Source organism: Mycoplasma amphoriforme A39, assembly GCA_000723365.1.
Classification (GTDB): Bacteria; Bacillota_I; Bacilli_A; order Mycoplasmatales; family Mycoplasmoidaceae; genus Mycoplasmoides; species Mycoplasmoides amphoriforme.
Genome location: HG937516.1, coordinates 573,866 through 591,826 on the forward strand (window position 1 = coordinate 573,866; position 17,961 = coordinate 591,826).

The window sequence follows — 17,961 nt, forward strand, 5'->3', positions numbered from 1 at the left end:
TAAGGGAGAAAATATGGATAATAAAATCGACATTTCTCATGAAGTGACCCCAGAAGAAAAAGAGGCCGATGCGGGTAAAACCCTATTATTGATAACTGCTAGTTGTTCTAGTTGCGTTCGTGCTAAAAAGTTTTTTACTGATAACAATATCCCGTTTGTTGAAGAAAATTTTTATTCAGAACCAATTACTGAAAAACATTTTAAGGATATTTTATCATTGACCGAAAACGGGGTATATGACATCATTTCCCAACGCAGTAAGTTTTTATCAACAAATAAAATTAATATTGACGAATTAAAAGTGTCTGAATTGATTAGTTTGATTCAAGAACACCCATCGATTGTTAAGCGTCCGATTATATTGCAATATGATCGCTCGGGCTTGCCAAAACGGTTAATGATCGGGTACAACCGTCAGGACATTAAAGTTTTCTGTCGGCCAATCAAAGATATCGAAGTGCACCTTTCAGATTTACCAAGTGATGATTGTACTGATGGCCACCACACTCATGAGCTTTACGGTGATCCAGTTGAACATACAATTAATATTGATCCGATCGAACCATCTGAACCAACTCCTTCTTCAAAACCACAAAAAACTAAAAAAATTTAATTAAAAAATGACATGTGCTCGTAAATCTACCTACAAAATCATCGCAAGTCCTTCGCCCAAAGCACAAGCTGTTAAAAAATTATTAGCCGATCATTTCCGAAATTGAACAGAGATTACCAGTAATAACCCCGAATACTTATTTATTATTGGTGGCGATGGTACTTTTATTAAAGAAGCGGTTATTCACAACCAACCTGGCGTTAAAATTATTGGCATTAATGGTGGTACTTTAGGATTTTATGCAGCATTTGGCGATGACCAAATTGATTTATTGTGCGATAAGATCGACCAAAAAGATTTTCGTAAAATTAAATTTTTAGATATCCAAATGGACATGGTTCAAGCTACGGCTGTTAATGAACTATCGGTTGTTAGTAGTACCGCATTTCCTTTAAATATTTATTTCAACGGGATTTTTTATGAAAAATTTCGTGGTACTGGCGTTTTAGTAGGAACAAGAACCGGGTCCACAGGATTTGTGAAATCTGCCCGTGGTGCGGTTGTTTTTCCTGGTGTTGACTGCATTGAGTTTGTGGAATTAGATCCTTTACTTCATGTCGGTTTTATTACGATTCAAGCTCCAATCATTTTACCAAGTGATACACTAATTACCATTAAACCAGCCCAAGAATACGTTCAAAACACCAATTGTCCTAGAGTTTATGCGGACGGTAATTTACTAAATCCTAATTTTTGTATTGGGGAAATTAATATTCAAGCCAAGTCAACAAATGCGGAGTTTTTACTACCTAATGATCATAATGGATTTATTAAAAAATTACAATCAACCTTTATTAAGGGATAATTATTATGGGCAAGTTTAAGCTGATTTTAGGTTATATTTTTACTTTTGGAATTTTATACATCGTTTTAAGACGACGCTTAAAAAAACATGTTGCTAGTAAAAATAAACAATTAACAGTTTCGACTAAAATCCCTTTTATAATCGGTGATTTGCTTGCTGCTTTAGGAACTAAAGAAAATATTATCAATTATAATAGTACGATTACTACCTTAAAAGTTGAAGTTAAGTCAAAATCTGCTGTTAATATCGATCATCTCAAAAAACTTGGTACCAAAGGGGTGATGTGGGGCAATAATCAATCATTAATTCTTGTGATTGGCGATTTTGCTCCAACAGTTGTGAAGGAATTAGACGCTGTATTAACATAAAAACTTATGAAGATCCTAGTAAATAATAAAAAGGCTTATTTTAAATACGATGTGAAATTAACTTATGAGGCAGGAATTTGCTTAACAGGAAGCGAAGTGAAGTCGTTAAGTTTAGCTCATGGGAACATTGAAGAAGCATTCATTATTATTAAAAAAAAGGAAATGTTTTTATTAAACATGAATATTCCTAAATACAAATTTAATACTTTAAAAAACCATGATGAATCAAGAACCCGAAAATTATTAATGCACCGTCATGAAATTATTAAAATCGAACTTTTGAAAAAACAGGAAAAATTAACACTTTTTCCCATCAGCGTTTATTGATCTAAAGGACATATTAAAGTCAAAGTTGGTTTAGGTCGCGGCAAGAAAAAACATGATAAACGCCAAACCCTAAAACTACGCGATGATTTAAGAAAAATGAAGGAGTACCATTATTAGCAATGGCACAAACTTTACTAGCAAAAAGCCATTTTCAAGAAACTTTTAGTGATTACCAAAAACGGATTTGAAGTAATTTAGATGCTTTAAGATATCACCGACATTATTTAAAATCATACCGTTTTTTGTTGAATACTCTTGTTACACTAACTTTTTTATTGTTATCGCTTAGTTTTAGTTCGGCAATTTTATTAGCCATAACTTTTTTTAATTTTGGAGTTAACATTTTCGGTTCATATAATCGTCCGTTAACCATTAATTTGAGTAATATTAAGATTTTTACCTATATTTGCGTGGCGATTGGCATCATTATTTTGCTTCTTTTTGCCGCATTATTCAAAGTTTACAAAAAAGATACTTATACGCCAATAAAAAGTATTCACACCCGTTTTGTTTACTTATTTGTAATTGGCTTACTTTTTTCAGGATTAAGTGCAATCATTATTAGCGTTGGCATTCCTGAATATAGTCGCTACCAAACGTTATTAAACGATTGGTCCGCACAGTTTTTTAGCCAAAAAAATATTTCGATCCCATTAAGTGTGATTCCCATAATTGTAAATGCAGTTTTAATTAATGGGGTTCCAGCCATTCTTTCCATGTTTTTGTTAGGAACAATTTTTTGGTTTTTAGTTAGTTCAAGAATGAGTTATACCTTAGGTTTTTTAATTACCCTAACAAAAACAATTCAAACTAAATTAATAGATGAGAGTTTTGATGAAAATCTTTTGGAGAATGATGAATCACCAATTATTACTGAAGATTTAGGTAATAATACAAGCACGCAACTTAATCATTCTACTATTGAATTACAAGCAGCAACAGCCCCCTTTTTCGTGTTAGAACAAACCCAATTAATTGAAGAAAAAAAATTAGAACTTTTGTTCCAACTTGAATACCAAATTTCTGATAATGCTTACTTTGTTGAAAATTTCAATGTTTACCAAACACTAAAAGATGAACCGAAAACAACTAAAAAAATATTGAGTGAAAAAATTCAAAAAAAATATCCGAATTTAAGCGATATTCAAGAAATGTTTAACAAGTTGATTGTTACTTACGATTTAAGTTAATTATTCTTTGTCTTCATCATTTTCATATTCATCTTGAGTTTCGATTAAAATCGCCTTTCTTGTATAATGAACGGCTAAAATTGCGAACACAAACACAATTAAAGTCATGATCCATCACAGGTATAGTGATATGGTATAGATGCTATCGTGCTGTAACACAAAAGTACTTAAAATCAAAATCACATTAACAACAAGTAAAAATAAAATAAATACCGAAAACAAGGGATAATAAATCTTAATTACGGTAACATAACTTAAGCCAATGAGATTTTTAAAAGTCGCTAGTGCAATTGCGATCACACTTAAAATGATGCAAACTCCTAAAAATAATAAATATAAAGAAATAAACCGATCAACCATTTTGTAGCGACTTTTTTTATCGGGAATAAAAACTACTTCTTGACTAATTGCAGAACCAACGTTATTGAGTTCTTGTTCGATTAAAATTGTTGTTTTTTTATTTGCCATTTTTGTTTAGTTGTTCACACTGTTTAGTTTGCCGTATTTTAAGTTTTTGATCTTCTTTTTTCTGTCACATCCTATGCCAAGCACGCCAGGTGGTTTTGAATCCGCAATAATTAAAAAACCAAATAATTGAACCAAAAACAATAAATGTTACATACAAGGGCGGAAACCATAACCAGGTGTTTGGATTATATTTTGTTTGCGTAAAATCACCATAAGTACTGTATGAAATTTTACCATTATCTTGAAAACCACTCCAGGGAATATAAATTAAATAAATCATATAAATTGTTGGATATAAAAGCCCAAAAAATAAAAATAAAAAATAGTTCTTTGTAACCCGTTTGTGAGCTAACATCATTTTGGTAATGCCAAATGTGACAAATAAAATTGGATTAATTAAATGCAAGAAAATTGTGGATGTTGCTAAAAATATTGCAAGCGGTGATTGATCTTTAGGAATATAAGCAATGTGGTTTGGTAACGAGCTTGTTTTTGAGACAACATTGAAATCAACATTTATTGTTTTAATATGACCAGTGGCTTGCAAGATCACAAAGGTATTAAAGTACAATCCGGTGATGAAGATGTAAGTTGTAACCCATACCAAATACGAATTCGTGCGGAAAAAAGCATGTTTTGGTTTTAAAAATCATAACCACACAAAAATTGAAACTAAACTGTTACTTTGGTGGGTTCATGTATCCAAGTTCGAGAACCATAAAAATGCCGCATTTTGGTGCATCATGGCTGATGTAATGCCAGTCGCTATAATGAAAAAGGGAATGCATGCATTGACTGGCAATAACATTAAATGTAACCAATCATAAGCCCGATACACTTTAAAATTAAAGTATTTAGAAGAAATACTTTTTAACTTTAATCAATTATTTTTCCAAGCAACTTGGTAAATCATCAGGCTATTTTTGGGTTTCATTGGTATCAAACATGAACGATGTGCAAAAATATTTACATTAATCCTACAATATTTTAAAGTGATATGTATAATAATTGCAATCATAAAATTAGTCTTGCAAATAAAACCATTTTTCAATGAATAATACCGATTTTAGTGTTCTAACACCAGCGATTGTTGAGCAAGTTGGTTCTGGGTCGAAAATTTTCTCCAAACGAAACATCGCGTTTCTAATCATTTTTTTTATTGTCGTTGTCGTTGTTGGCGTGCTGACTTCAATCTTTTTTTTAGGTATTAATTTTCAAACCATTAGTAAATTGCAACAACAGCCTTTATCGCTTGAAAAATCACCCTTTTTGATTGGTTTGATTTTTTCAATGTTGTATTATTGAATGTGAAACATTATCACCATTTGGTTTAATTCGCGTGCTTACGGGGTGAAGGCTTCCTTTTGGGACTGATTAATTTTTGGAATTACAAGTGTTTTCATTACAGGCATTACTCCATTTTCATTAGGAAATGAACCGTACCGGATTTATTGATTAACTAGGCACGGCTTAACAAGTCGTAATGCCTTATTGGTAGTTTCATCAACAAGTGTATATTGAACGCTTGTTCAAATCATTGTGACTTGACCATCATTTATTATTGTTTCCACCCATTACCAGCAAATTGCTAGTTCACAACAAGGGATTATTGCTTACTGATTTAGTTTGATTGGTATGTTAATGGACATTACGGTTTTCTTAATTTTCTTTACCGTTTCATACAGCCGCCGCGTGCACGTGTTTTTAGGACGGATTTTAAATAAAATCTTAAAACTGTTAAAACGACCTTATAAAACAGTTGAACAATTGTATGATGAATACCAAACTCAAGCTTCATTTAAAACTGCTTATATTGCCGAAATGAAACGTTGAAAGCATGTCATTTTTCAATTAATTGGGGTTACTGGTTTAGCAATTATTAATTATTTTTCTGTTTATTTTGCAATCCAATTATTAAATACTCCTATTATTAGTACTTACGATGTGCAAACAATCTTTAATATTGCAAATGTTGCGATTTCAGCGAATAATTTTGTGCCAATTCCAGGCGGCGAAGGTACCATCCAAATTGTGTTACGTGAGTTCCTTTTGGCATGAAATAGTGGGCTTGATCTGTCCGCGGTTGAACGCGGTCAATTACAAACAGGAATCAATACCTCCATTTTTGTGTGGCGGGCCTTTAATTTTTATTTACTAACAACGTTAGGACTGCTTTTTTTTCCGATCGTTTTATACCAACACTTTATGCATGTAAAAAATAAAAATATTAATTCTCAAAATGTAAAATTAGGTAGTATACTTAACCAAAGTTTCGATAAAAATAATCCCAATGCAACTGTAAAAACTGTAAAGGAAGAATAATTATGCGTGTAATTTGTTTTGATGTTGAAGCACAATCGGCTGAATTATTTAATCAAGCCAATAAACATGATTTTGATTTAATGTTTACTGATTCAGAATTAAATGCATCAACAGTGTATGCGTGCGAAAATTACGACGTAATTGTTTTACTATCAAGAAATTATAAAATTGATAATGTTGTTTTCCAAGCATTAAAACGTTTTGGTGTAAGTTTGATTGTCACAACCCCCAGTTCGATTCAAAATCTTAACGTTAAGGCCTTTGCTTCGGCCCAAATCCATGTTGCTAAAGTTGATCTAGCAGTTAATCCGAAGCGGATTTTAAATAGTTTACACGCGATTTTTGATTTTATTGGTCGTCAACATCATGATCGTAATGATGAAACCAAATTAATTTTTGAAAACCAAGACTTTTCTAAAAATCAACCAATTGGTTTTATTGGTTTAGATGGTTTTGCCCAAATGTTGGCTTCACAGTTAAATTCACTAGGTTTTGGTAATTTACTTTATTATGATGAGATTGATTGGTCGATTAGTTATGAATACCTTAAAAAAGTCAAATTTGATGAATTGGTAAAAGTAAGTAAAATCATTTGTTTTCAACCCGAAAATTATGAAAATACTTTGATTTTGGATGATAATTTTTATAATAAATTAAAAAACCAACCGTTTTTAATTAATAATGCTAGTTTACGTTATGAACAACCAGTTGCTTTGCAATCAGCATACAAAAAGCGTAAAATTGCTGGTTATGTTCGCAACTTTATTAGTAATTCACGCCATGAAGCAAAAATCATTAATACAAACAAGCAAGTGATGCCGTGAGTTGTTAATAAAAGTAGTTTAGAATTTGATTCGATTGAATCATTACGGTCGACCATTGAACAAGTTTTAGAAGCAATCTTTGAATTTGGTACATCTGCTCGTACCCGATTAATTATTAGTTAAACAATAAAGGTTGATTCACATAATATAGTATTTTTGTTTAAAAGAATGATAATTAAAGGTTATTAACTCAATTCTTACATTAAGAAACTTCTAATTACTTTTAGTTTTTATTAAATCACCACAATAAATAACAAGATAATGGAATATTAAAATTTGTTATAGATATTCGTAAAGCAAAAAAATTCGCGGATTATAAACAAAGTCTTTCTAGAATTTTTGTTAATCTAAAGCGTTTAATTTTTTAGTTAATTCGCTAGCATCAAGATAATTACCAAATTTGTTCATATAGTTTGTTCTTTAATAAAATACAGAATTTAAATAAAACACCTAAAAGAAATAACCAATGTTGCATAAATAAAAAATAAAACCATGCACTTTTTATTTGTGCATGGTTTTAATAATTTGTATGTTATTTTATTTATTTATTTTGAAAAGGATTGTTTGCATCAAAAGTAGTGATTACTGCTCGTGATAGAAGGTAATTTAATTCTGCAAACACATTTCGATTAGGTAATTTATTGTCACCTTGACCATCAATACTTGCAAGTTTTCCGAACTGATTTTCACCGTTAGAGTTGATTGTGGCTGCTATTTGGTTTTGAGTTGCTGCTGATTCTTCCTGATCAATTATTAGCACATGATGGTAACCACGTCCACCTAAAACTAGTTGTTCTCCGGTTCATGAAGTTTTCGATTCATCACCTGTTTTTTCTGGATTAAAGGAAATTCAGTTAATGTTTTGATTTCTTGCAGGATCACCATAAGCGTGTTCGACTGTTAATGCATGTTTTACTAAATTTTTAAACTTATTAACTTGTTTGTATTTAACAACTGCTTGCAAAAAGTAAATCATTTCTTTAGTAGTTGTAATCCCTGGGATTGCTAATTTCAGATTTTTTGTTCCATTAATTTCTCTTGAAACTACTTTAATATTTCTGAATGCTTCTGGAAACATATCGTCACCAAGATCAAATTTATAATCTGGGATAACTGGCGTGAATTTGCTGTTTTTATCAGATGACTCATGGTATTGGTTTGTTCGATTAAAACTTGTAAATAACGGTTTATGCAAGAAATGGAAAAATTCTTTTTCAATTGCTTTTAGATCTTTAAACTTATGAACATAATAAACTTCACCTGAATTGCTGCTGTTGCCACTAACACTACTTACTAATGTGAAATTGTTTTGATCAGAACCTAAATTTCCAATACCACCACCAGATAAAACTAAATTATATCCGTTTTCGGAGTATGTTTGGTTAATGGTGTCTTGAAACTTTGCATTTTCTGCAAAGGTTTTTTCGGGATTAAAACTAATGTAGTTAATTGCAGCTTTGTTATAAAAGGAATCAGCTTCAAATTTCTTAGTAATTTTTTCAGCAAACTGTCTGATTAAATTGTAATGAGTTAATGCTTGAAAAAATTCAATAACTTCATTACGAGTTTTTAATTTTTGCTTAGTTGTTTCATTGACAATTTCCACAGAAACATTAGTAACATTTTTGATTACTGAAGTAGAAGCTTCATTTCTAACAGCCCGTTTTAAATTTAAATTGTAATAATCTAGTACTAATTTATTTGTTTTATTTTCTGGTTGTTGTGATTGGCGTTTGGCAAATCCTGAAATCGTCACTTGTTTTCCAACCGCATTAGGATTGGTGTGAGTTGACCCGTCGACATTGTAGAAAACTGTTCGTGCTTGTGCAACTTTTTTTTGGATCACAACTCATAAGTTAATTGTTGCTGTATTATCATCGCCAACAACGGTAACAAACCGGTAACTAAATGGGTTTGTTAAGGTAGGCAGCTTCGCCTTAGCAATTTTACTAAAGGTTGCAACATTATTACTTTCGTTTGCGTTTTTAATTTCAAGTGCCTTTTGACTTGCTAAAAACTTATCGGACACCGAAGTACTTACACTTGAAATTTGAGTATATAAGTCGCTAACCATCTTTGTTTCGTTCTGACCAGTTTGTTGATTATTTTCTTCTGATTGAGTTTTGTTATTGTTTCCTTCAGGTTTATTTTGCTTTTGTTCGGTTTGTTTATTGTTTATTTCAGGTTTGGCTTGATTCTTTTCTTCAGGTTTAACCTGTTTATTATTTTCTTCAGGCTTTGTTTGGTTGTTCTTTCCTTCTGATTCAGTTTGTTTATTGTTTTCTTCAGGTTTTGTTTGGTTATTATTTGATCCGCTAGGTAGTGTTTCAGTGCTACCTTGATTGCCTTGGGTTACATTTCCAGGAGTGCTGCAAGCTGATGCAATTCCACTAATCAACGGAATTGATAAAACAAATCCAATAAATAAAATTCTTTTCTTTAGTTTAAGCATATTACATCTCTCCTAAATGGATAGTGGTAGAAATTATACTTCTTTTTAAATTAAATGGTTTAAATCGAAATTAGTTAAAAAATCATTAATCTAATAAATGTAACTAATTTAATGGTTTTTTAACATGTATACAATCTTGTAGAATGACATCATTAAATCTATAGAATTTCAAGAAATAAAAGACTATTTTTGGATTTTTAACTACAAAAAAATAATAATTCTTATCTGTTCATCAATTAATTTACTCTAATTAATTAAAAAGACTTAAAACATTTAATTAATTTTCGAGATTTTAAAAATTTAAATTTATTTTTAACAAGACTTTATTGAGAATCACATCTGTAATTTCTAAATATAAATTTAACTAATACAATTTTTAAATAAACTAATCGAACCGCTAACAATCTAAGCAAACGTTACATATTTAGAACAAATAAATGACCTATACGATTTTTAATTGTTGTAGTAGTTGGAGATTATTTTATTTTCGTTAGATTTTTATATATCAATAAAAAGCTCTAAAAAACTAAATTACCATAGTTTGCTAAAAATACATTAATTTGATATTGAAGAAATTGACACAAATTGCCGATATCAAAGCCTTAAAGCAAACGCAACAGCAAATATTAGTAAATATTTTAATTTTAATCAAGTTAGATTAATTGAAATTAAAGAAAAATATTTTGTGAGAGGACAGAGAATAATTTAAGTTCTTTAGTAATAAACTAAACAATGCTATCAATACTTCGCGATCATATTTACTAAGTGTAATATAACCTTTTTAAAAATGCCTTATCATATCAAGTTAAACAAGTCTCTGATCTTATATAAAAAGAACCTGGTTAATCTTAATAAGATTTTTGATTTTTGAAATCCAAAAACAAAGGAAGATAACTTGTATTATATTCACTTTCCACATACGTTGTTATCTTTAGTTGTGAATTCAAATCAGTAATTAAATTGCAAAATCTTATTACTCACATCTTTCATACTTATAATGGTAAAAAAAATTTTATTTTAGTGAATTTATTAAACTAACTTATCTTTTTAATCGACTTAAAGAAAAAAGTTTAAAGAAAGATTAATAAGAAGAAATCAATAAACTTCTAGATGATGAAGAAGTTCAAAACAAAAAAGGAATTTACTGGTAGTTTTTGATAAGAACGAAAGCCATTTAAATTTAGGACAGTTTAAAAAAGAGCATAAAATAACTGTTTACAAAAAAGAACGGAATATGTAAGGCGAGTCAAAAAGAAGGGCTCGAAAAGATCAAATACGACTATCAAGAATTGAAGGCGATCACATAATTCCGTGAAGCCAAGGTGGCAAACAGAAATTAATAATTTACAAATGTTGTGCATCGAACATAATAGAAGAAAAAAAGTGATAAATAGTTTTATCGTCTAAAATAACTAGATAATCGTCAAAATAAGAAATAAAAATGGATAACCAACTTAGTTGCTGATTATCCATTATTTTTTTCTTTAAAAAACTAAACTTTACTAGATATGTAAGGTAAAAAGAAAATAATCATTAAAATGTGGTAATTCAATTTAAAGTAATAATTTATTTCTCATTAAATGACTTGAAAGATTAATTTCATTTTTCGAATTATCAATACTTGCCAAACAAAACTCGGCTTTTAATCACGCAGAACCCAATTTTATTTCAGATTTATGTATTTGAATGCAACCTATTTCTTGGCTTTAATTGAAGGGGTTGTATTCAATGTTTTACTTTCTTTAGTATATCCTTCAACATCAACATCTTTTCCAAATTTATAAAGAAGTCCTTGCTTTCCAAAATCATCAAGATCCTTAGGTGATCCATCTGTATCATAAATTTTTTCATTTTTAAGTAGACTGAATTTAAAAGTTATTAAACCTAAAGAAGCATTTAAGTTAGCAGAAATTTTTAATTGAAAGGTGTCTGGAGCAGTTAAATCAGATGGTAGATGTTGACTTGTTTCTTTAATTTCTTCATTGATGAATTTAATCTGTTCAGCAATAGGTGAAGATTTAACTTTTTCTCTAAATTGGTCACCAACATCTTTGGCTTTTTTGGTTGTATTTTTAGTTTGGACTTTAGTATGATTTATTTTTTTATAAAATGCTAAGACTGCTTGTTTGTCTTTTTCTAACTCGGCCTGTTTGTTATCTGCCTCTCCAGGTTGAGTTTGATTATTATTTCCCCCAGGTTTATTTTGTTCGCCCGGTAGAGACTCATTTGTGCCTTGATTTCTTTGGCCGCCAGTTCCAGCGGTGCTACAAGCAGATGCAATTCCACCAATTAACGGAATTGCTAAAGAAAATCCAATGAGTAATATATTTTTCTTGAGTTTAAGCATATTGCATGCCTCCTAGATGTATTAGCATTAATAATTATATTCCTTTTAAAAAAATAGATAAAATTGTAACAGTTGAAAAATCATTAATTCCGTAAATCCGTAAATTAGAAAAATAAAATCCTAATTTAGCATGCAAATTAATGCTCTAAGGGTTGTCCCTTCATGCAGGTAAGTTTTCGAAAATTTAAGCATTATTTTTGGCAAAGTTTCATTCAAAAAGATGCCATTAATTTCTAAACGTCAATTTTGCATTAATAAAAGTTAGATAAGTTAATAGATCACTATGAAACAATGTAAGTACCAACACATTCAAAACAATTATTTTAAGTGCAACTGCATTATTTTTAATTGCTGCAGCACTTCTTCATAGTTATTTTCTTTTCAGCAGATTTTTAAAAAAAACCAATATTAATAGAGACTGCATACAAAATTGCCATTTGTTTCGGATATATTTTAAATTTATAATCGATAAAATAACACGAAATTAAGAAGAAAAAGCAGTGCAATAATGCAAACTTAAATATTACTACACATTTTAGTGATGATTTGATTAATTGAAATCAATCAAATGTAAATAAATAACTAAAACAACTCAAGTTCTTTATTAAGAAACTAAAGTTATACAAAATAACAATTCAGAATTTTGGTAGTAAGTAACATTTTTTGCTTCCAAACATATATTATTTACAAAAGTTAAACAAATTCTTATTTTGAATAAAAGGAATCTTTTTAAATCAAAAAATTTTATTTACTTAATTTCAAAATAAAAAGTTAGATAGCATGTATTACATATGATCACCTTATCGCACATTCTTTAACTATAACTTCATTCAGTACTAAGTTAGAAAGTTTTATTATTGATGGCGAAATGTGAATAACTGTAAAAAACTAGATTTAGTAAATTGATTAAACAAATTTATTTTTTTTAATTGATTAAAAAAGGCGGGACAAAAATTAATGGATAAAGTGCATCATAAGTACGATACGAAAAATCAAATACAATTGTCAAGAAATAGAAGACGACCACATTATTCCGTGAAATCAAGGCAAAAAACAGAAATTAGTAATTTACAAATGTTGTGCATCGAACATAATAAAAGAAAAAAAGTGATAAATAGTTTTATCATCAAAACAAGAAATAAAAATGGATAACCAACTTAGTCGTTGATTATCCGTTGTTTTATTTTATTATTCAAAAATTAAACTTTTACTAGGAATATGCAAAGCAAAAAGATAATAATCACTAAAATATTTTAATTCAAATTTTACGTAATAATTTATTTCTCATCAAATGACTTGGAAAATTAATCGCTTTTTCAAAATTATCTAATGATAATTGCCATAAACAAAACTAGATTTTTAATTACACATCACCCAAAATTTTTATTTCAGATTTATGTATTTGAATATACCCTATTTTTTGGCTTTATTAGTGCTGGTTGAAGGGACAGTATTCAATGATTGAGTTTCTTTAGTATACCCTGTAACTTCAACATCTTTTCCAAATCGATAAGTAAGTCCTTGTTTTTCAAACTCATCAAAATCCTTAGGTAATCCATTTGTATCATAACTTTTTCCATTTTTAAGTAGAGTAAACTTAAAAGTTATTTTACCTAAAGAGACATTAAAATTAGCAGTAATCTTTAATTCAAAAGTTTGTGGAGCAGTTAAATCAGGTGGTAAATGTTCACTGGTTTCTATTATTTGTTCATTAATGAATTTAATCTGTTCAGTAATAGGTGAAGATTTAGCTTTTTCTTTAAATTCAGCCCCAACTTCTCTAGCTTTTTTACTGTTATTTTTTGTTTGAACTCTAGTATAAGTTATTTTTTGATAAAACGCTAAAACAGCCTGCTTGTCTTTTTCTAATTCAGCCTGTTTGTTTCCTTCGCCAGGGTTATTTTGGTTATTGTTCCCACCAGGGTTATTTTGCCCACCAGGTAGAGGTTCATTTGTACCTTGATTGCTTTGACTGCCATTTCTAGCGGTACTACAAGCAGATGCAATTCCACCAATTAACGGAATTGCTAAAGAAAATCCAATGAGTAATATTTTTTTCTTGAGTTTAAGCATATTGCATCCCTCCTAAATATATTGGTGCCAAAAATTATATTCCTTTAAAAAAAAGGTTAAATGCGTAACAGTTGAAAATGATGAATTGCAGAAATTAAAAAACTTACATGCTTACTTAATACACAAATAACGTTGTAAGTTAAATTGCTTTGGATAGGTAAAGTTTAAAAATTAAATGCTACTTTTGGTAAAGTTTTCCATGAAAATAATCTGGTTATTGATAAATAGTATTTGCATTAATACAAATGAAAAAATCTAATCAAAAACTATGAAACAGCTAAACATCGGACATACTTAGAACAATTAGAAAAAGAACTTGGATTATTCTTAGTTGCAATTTATTTTATTCTCATTAGATTTTAAAAAACTCATATCGATAATATCTCTAAAACAAATAGAATTACCAACAACAGATAAAATATCTTAAATTTATGAGATAAAAACAGAAATTAAAATCACAAAACAAACGCAACTGCAGATTCGCTTCATTAAAGATTAATATGGCTTGATGATTTAATTGTGAAATTAATAAGACATAGGCAAAAGCATAACAATTCAAATCTTTTATGAAACAAGGCAAACGAGGCAAGTAATAATTTGTAATTTTATTCATTAAGTAGCAATATTGCCCCTTCAAAAAAACACAATGGCAGCCTAATTTAGAAAAATCTGATTTTGTATATAGAACTATTTCGCTTTTAAAATATTTTTATTAATTCAAATCCAAAAACAAAAGAAGATAACTTGCATTATGTTCCATCAATCATACGCTGTTATCTTTAGCTATGTGTTAAAATCAGTAATTAAATTATAAAATCTTATTACTGATACCTTTCATACTTATAATGCTAAAAAATAAAATTTTATTCTAGCGAAATTATTAAATTAACTTATCTTTTTAATCGACTTAAGAAAAGATACCAAGAAGAAATTAATAAACTTCTTGATAATAAAGAATTCAAAAAACCAGTTTGTCTCACAATTTGTCTTATTAATGTTTTGGAGTAAGTTTAATTGTAATAACTAAGAAAATTTGCTTCAAATCTTAACGTTAGACTCTTGCCCAAACCCAAATTCATATTACTAAAGTTGATTTAGCATTCAATCCGAAACAATTTTAAATAGTTCATACGTGGTTTTGCTTTTATTGTCCGGAAAAATCATGATAGCGACAGTCCATCAAAATAAATCTTTAAAAAAACCAAGATCTTTCTTAAAATTACCTGTTTGGTCTTATTGGATTAAATGATTTATACTAAACATTAACCTTTTAGGTGAATTTTTTAGGTTTTACTAATTCACTTTATTTTTATTAGATTGATCACTGAGTTAATTATGAATATTTTATAAAAGTAAAATTATTTGTTTTAAATCCGAAAATTATAAAAATACCTTAATTTTGGACGATGATTTCACCACAAGTTATAAAAGCAATCATTTTTAATTAATAATGCTAACTTTGTGCAATGATCAACCGGTTGTTTTAGAGGCAGCCTACAAAAAGTGTGAAATTGTTATGTATATTGGTTACCCCATTAATAATTCAGGGCATGAGCAAAAATTATTAAAAACAATTGAGCGAATGGTTGTCAGTAGTTAATAAAAGTAGTTTAGTATTTGATTGGATTGAATCATTATGGTCAACAATTTGATTAGAAATTAGAAGTAATTTTTAATTTGGTACATTAACCCTCGAATCGAATTAATTACTACTTAAAACAATAAAGATTCATTTTCAATAATAAGAAAGATTATTTTTTTTAAAAGAATGATTCTAAAAGGTTAGTGTCTAAATTCTTAAAATTAAGAAAAATATAATGGGTTTTTTATTAATTATCAATGAGTAAATAAAAGGACGTTTTGCATAACAATTTATAGAGTAATGTGATTAAGCAAAAAAAGATTTTCATAGCAAATAAATAAGTCTTTTATATACATTTATGGTGTCTAAATTTTTAATAGTTATCTATCAGTTTTAGGCATTATTTTGAAGTTATCATTTTAGGTTAATACCTAGAAAATCATAAAATTTCTTAGTAATTATCTCTATTATTATCAAATATAAAAAAAGAGCGATTTTAAATCAAGCACAGTAAGTAAAATATCTAAAAGAATTGTTTTTCTAACATATAAAAAACCATGCACAAATAAAAAGTGCATGGTTTTACTAAGTTGTATGTTATTTTATTTATTTTGAAAAGGATTGTTTGGATCAAAAGTAGTTATCACTGCCCGTGACAGAAGGTAATTTAATTCTGCAAACACATTTCGATTAGGTAATTTATTGTCACCTTGACCATCGATACTTGCAAGTTTTCCGGACTGATTTTCACCGTTAGAGTTGATTGTAGGTGGTATCTGGTTTTGAGTTGCTGCCGATTCTTCCTTATCAATTATTAGCACATGGTGGTAACCACGTCCACCTAAAACTAGTTGCTCTCCGGTTCATGAAGTTTTCGATTCATCACCTGTTTTCTCTGGATTAAAGGAAATTCAGTTAATGTTTCGATTTTCCGCAGGATCACCATAAGCGTGTTCAACTGTTAATGCATATTTTACTAAATTTTTAAACTTATTGACTTGTTTGTATTTGACAACTGCTTGTAAAAAATAAATCATTTCTTTAGTAGTTGTGATCCCCGGGATTGCTAATTTTAAATTCTTAGTTCCATTAATTTCTCTTGAAACTACTTTAATATTTCTAAATGCGTCTGGAAACATATCGTCACCAAGATCAAATTTATAATCTGGGACAACTGGCGTGAATTTGCTGTTTTTATCAAATGATTCATGATATTGGTTTGTTCGATCTAAGGTTGTAAATAACGGTTTATGCAAGAAATGGAAAAATTCTTTTTCAATTGCTTTTAGATCTTTAAACTTATGAACATAATAAACTTCACCTGAATTGCTACTGTTACCATTAATACTACTTACTAATGTGAAATTGTTTTGATCAGAACCTAAATTTCCAATACCACCGCCAGATAAAACTAGATTATATCCGTTTTCGGAGTATGTTTGGTCAATGGTGTCTTGAAACTTTACATTTTCTGCAAAGGTTTTTTCGGGATTAAAACTAATGTAGTTAATTGCAGCATTGTTATAAAAGGAATCAGCTTCAAATTTCTTAGTAATTTTTTCAGCAAACTCTCTGATTAAATTGTAATGAGTTAATGCTTGAAAAAATTCAATAACTTCATTACGGGTTTTTAATTTTTGCTTAGTTGTTTCATTAACAATCTCAACATAAACATTGGTAACATTTTTGATTGCCGAAGCAGAAGCTTCATTTCTAACAGCCCGTTTTAAATTTAAATTGAAATGATCTAGTACTAATTTATTTGTTTTGGCTTCTGGTTGTTGTGGTTGGCGTTTGGCAAATCCTGAAATCGTCACTTGTTTTCCAACCGCATTAGGATTGGTGTGAGTTGATCCGTCGACATTGTAGAAAACTGTTTGTGCTGGTGCAATATTTTTTTGGATAACAACTCATAAGTTAATTGTTGCTGTATTGTCATCGCCAACAACGGTAACAAACCGGTAACTAAATGGGTTTGTTAGAGTAGGCAGTTTCGTATTAGCAATTTCATTAAAGGTTGTAACATTATTACTTTCGTTTGCGTTTTTAATTTCAAGTGCCTTTTCACTTGCTAAAAACTTATCGGATACCGAAGTATTTACACTTGAAATTTGAGTATATAATTCCCGAACAATTCGTGCTTCGTTTTGATCAGTTTGTTCATTGCCATCGGCTTGATTATCAGTACCACCAATTTGATTATTACCTTGGTTATTTAAAGCATAATACACGCCTGAACCCACTGACATGCCAACGCCAACAACGGCAACACTTGTTCACGCACCAATTCATACTTTAAAAGATTTTGTGCGTTGTAAATTTTTAAACATCGATCTTTTTTCAACTACTGGCTTCGTTTTAAATGCTGATTTCTCCATGATTATTTTCCTTGAGTGATTTAGAAAAATTTGCACTGCGATAAGACGATTTGTTTAAATCGCGTGATCAAAAATAAAGATTGTAATTTTTATTGCATCACTATTAATTATTTTATTCTAATAAAATAAAAAAGCAAACGTAAAGGTTTTTACAACCATCAAACAACAGGCTAAAATGCGTCTAAAGTATTAATATTTTTTTTAATTAAACG

Annotated in this window: 13 protein-coding genes; 7 read left to right on the forward strand and 6 right to left on the reverse strand. The window is 29.3% G+C overall.

Annotated features, from left to right (window positions below; genetic code table 4):
* The first annotated feature begins 13 nt into the window (after nucleotides 1-13).
* Genes ABDB96_RS02195 through ABDB96_RS02215 form a run of 5 tightly spaced genes read left to right on the forward strand, consistent with a single transcriptional unit; the run spans nucleotide 14 to nucleotide 3,303 of the window.
* Complete coding sequence (locus ABDB96_RS02195) at nucleotides 14-613, forward strand: Spx/MgsR family RNA polymerase-binding regulatory protein (RefSeq protein WP_343251156.1); 600 nt, start codon at nucleotides 14-16, stop codon at nucleotides 611-613.
* 7 nt (nucleotides 614-620) lie between these two features.
* Nucleotides 621-1,418 carry an NAD(+) kinase gene (locus ABDB96_RS02200; protein ID WP_343251157.1) on the forward strand — a complete coding sequence of 266 codons (798 nt, stop codon included), beginning with the start codon at nucleotides 621-623 and terminating at the stop codon, nucleotides 1,416-1,418.
* Nucleotides 1,419-1,423: 5 nt separating this feature from the next.
* Entirely contained in the window at nucleotides 1,424-1,786 is a 363-nt protein-coding gene (locus ABDB96_RS02205) for a PTS sugar transporter subunit IIB (protein ID WP_343251158.1), read from the forward strand.
* Between the two features lie 6 nt (nucleotides 1,787-1,792).
* Entirely contained in the window at nucleotides 1,793-2,230 is a 438-nt protein-coding gene (gene smpB, locus ABDB96_RS02210) for an SsrA-binding protein SmpB (protein WP_343251159.1), read from the forward strand.
* Between the two features lie 2 nt (nucleotides 2,231-2,232).
* Nucleotides 2,233-3,303, forward strand: coding sequence for a hypothetical protein (locus tag ABDB96_RS02215; RefSeq protein ID WP_343251160.1), 1,071 nt, complete (start codon nucleotides 2,233-2,235; stop codon nucleotides 3,301-3,303).
* Here the strand turns inward: ABDB96_RS02215 and ABDB96_RS02220 are convergent, their stop codons facing one another.
* The gene (locus ABDB96_RS02220; protein ID WP_343251161.1) at nucleotides 3,304-3,771 is read right to left on the reverse strand and encodes a hypothetical protein; all 468 of its coding nucleotides are present in this window, start codon (nucleotides 3,769-3,771) and stop codon (nucleotides 3,304-3,306) included.
* Nucleotides 3,761-4,705, reverse strand: coding sequence for a DUF1600 domain-containing protein (locus tag ABDB96_RS02225; protein ID WP_343251162.1), 945 nt, complete (start codon nucleotides 4,703-4,705; stop codon nucleotides 3,761-3,763). Before ABDB96_RS02225 ends, ABDB96_RS02220 begins: the two co-directional genes overlap by 11 nt.
* 116 nt (nucleotides 4,706-4,821) lie before the next feature.
* On the opposite strand from ABDB96_RS02225, the gene ABDB96_RS02230 reads away from it, so the two are divergent.
* Nucleotides 4,822-6,093, forward strand: coding sequence for a lysylphosphatidylglycerol synthase transmembrane domain-containing protein (locus ABDB96_RS02230; protein ID WP_343251163.1), 1,272 nt, complete (start codon nucleotides 4,822-4,824; stop codon nucleotides 6,091-6,093).
* Nucleotides 6,094-6,095: 2 nt separating this feature from the next.
* Entirely contained in the window at nucleotides 6,096-7,040 is a 945-nt protein-coding gene (locus tag ABDB96_RS02235; RefSeq protein ID WP_343251164.1) for an NAD(P)-dependent oxidoreductase, read from the forward strand.
* Nucleotides 7,041-7,458: 418 nt separating this feature from the next.
* On the opposite strand, the gene ABDB96_RS02240 is transcribed toward ABDB96_RS02235, so the two are convergent.
* The 4 genes from ABDB96_RS02240 to ABDB96_RS02255 all read right to left on the reverse strand — a co-directional run bounded on the left by ABDB96_RS02240 (nucleotide 7,459) and on the right by ABDB96_RS02255 (nucleotide 17,749).
* On the reverse strand, nucleotides 7,459-9,369 hold the full coding sequence (locus tag ABDB96_RS02240; RefSeq protein ID WP_343251165.1) for a hypothetical protein: 1,911 nt from the start codon (nucleotides 9,367-9,369) through the stop codon (nucleotides 7,459-7,461).
* A gap of 1,693 nt (nucleotides 9,370-11,062) precedes the next feature.
* Complete coding sequence (locus tag ABDB96_RS02245; protein WP_343251166.1) at nucleotides 11,063-11,716, reverse strand: hypothetical protein; 654 nt, start codon at nucleotides 11,714-11,716, stop codon at nucleotides 11,063-11,065.
* Nucleotides 11,717-13,129: 1,413 nt separating this feature from the next.
* The gene (locus tag ABDB96_RS02250) at nucleotides 13,130-13,789 is read right to left on the reverse strand and encodes a hypothetical protein (protein WP_343251167.1); all 660 of its coding nucleotides are present in this window, start codon (nucleotides 13,787-13,789) and stop codon (nucleotides 13,130-13,132) included.
* Nucleotides 13,790-15,973: 2,184 nt separating this feature from the next.
* Entirely contained in the window at nucleotides 15,974-17,749 is a 1,776-nt protein-coding gene (locus tag ABDB96_RS02255) for a hypothetical protein (RefSeq protein WP_343251168.1), read from the reverse strand.
* Between the last annotated feature and the right edge of the window lie 212 nt (nucleotides 17,750-17,961).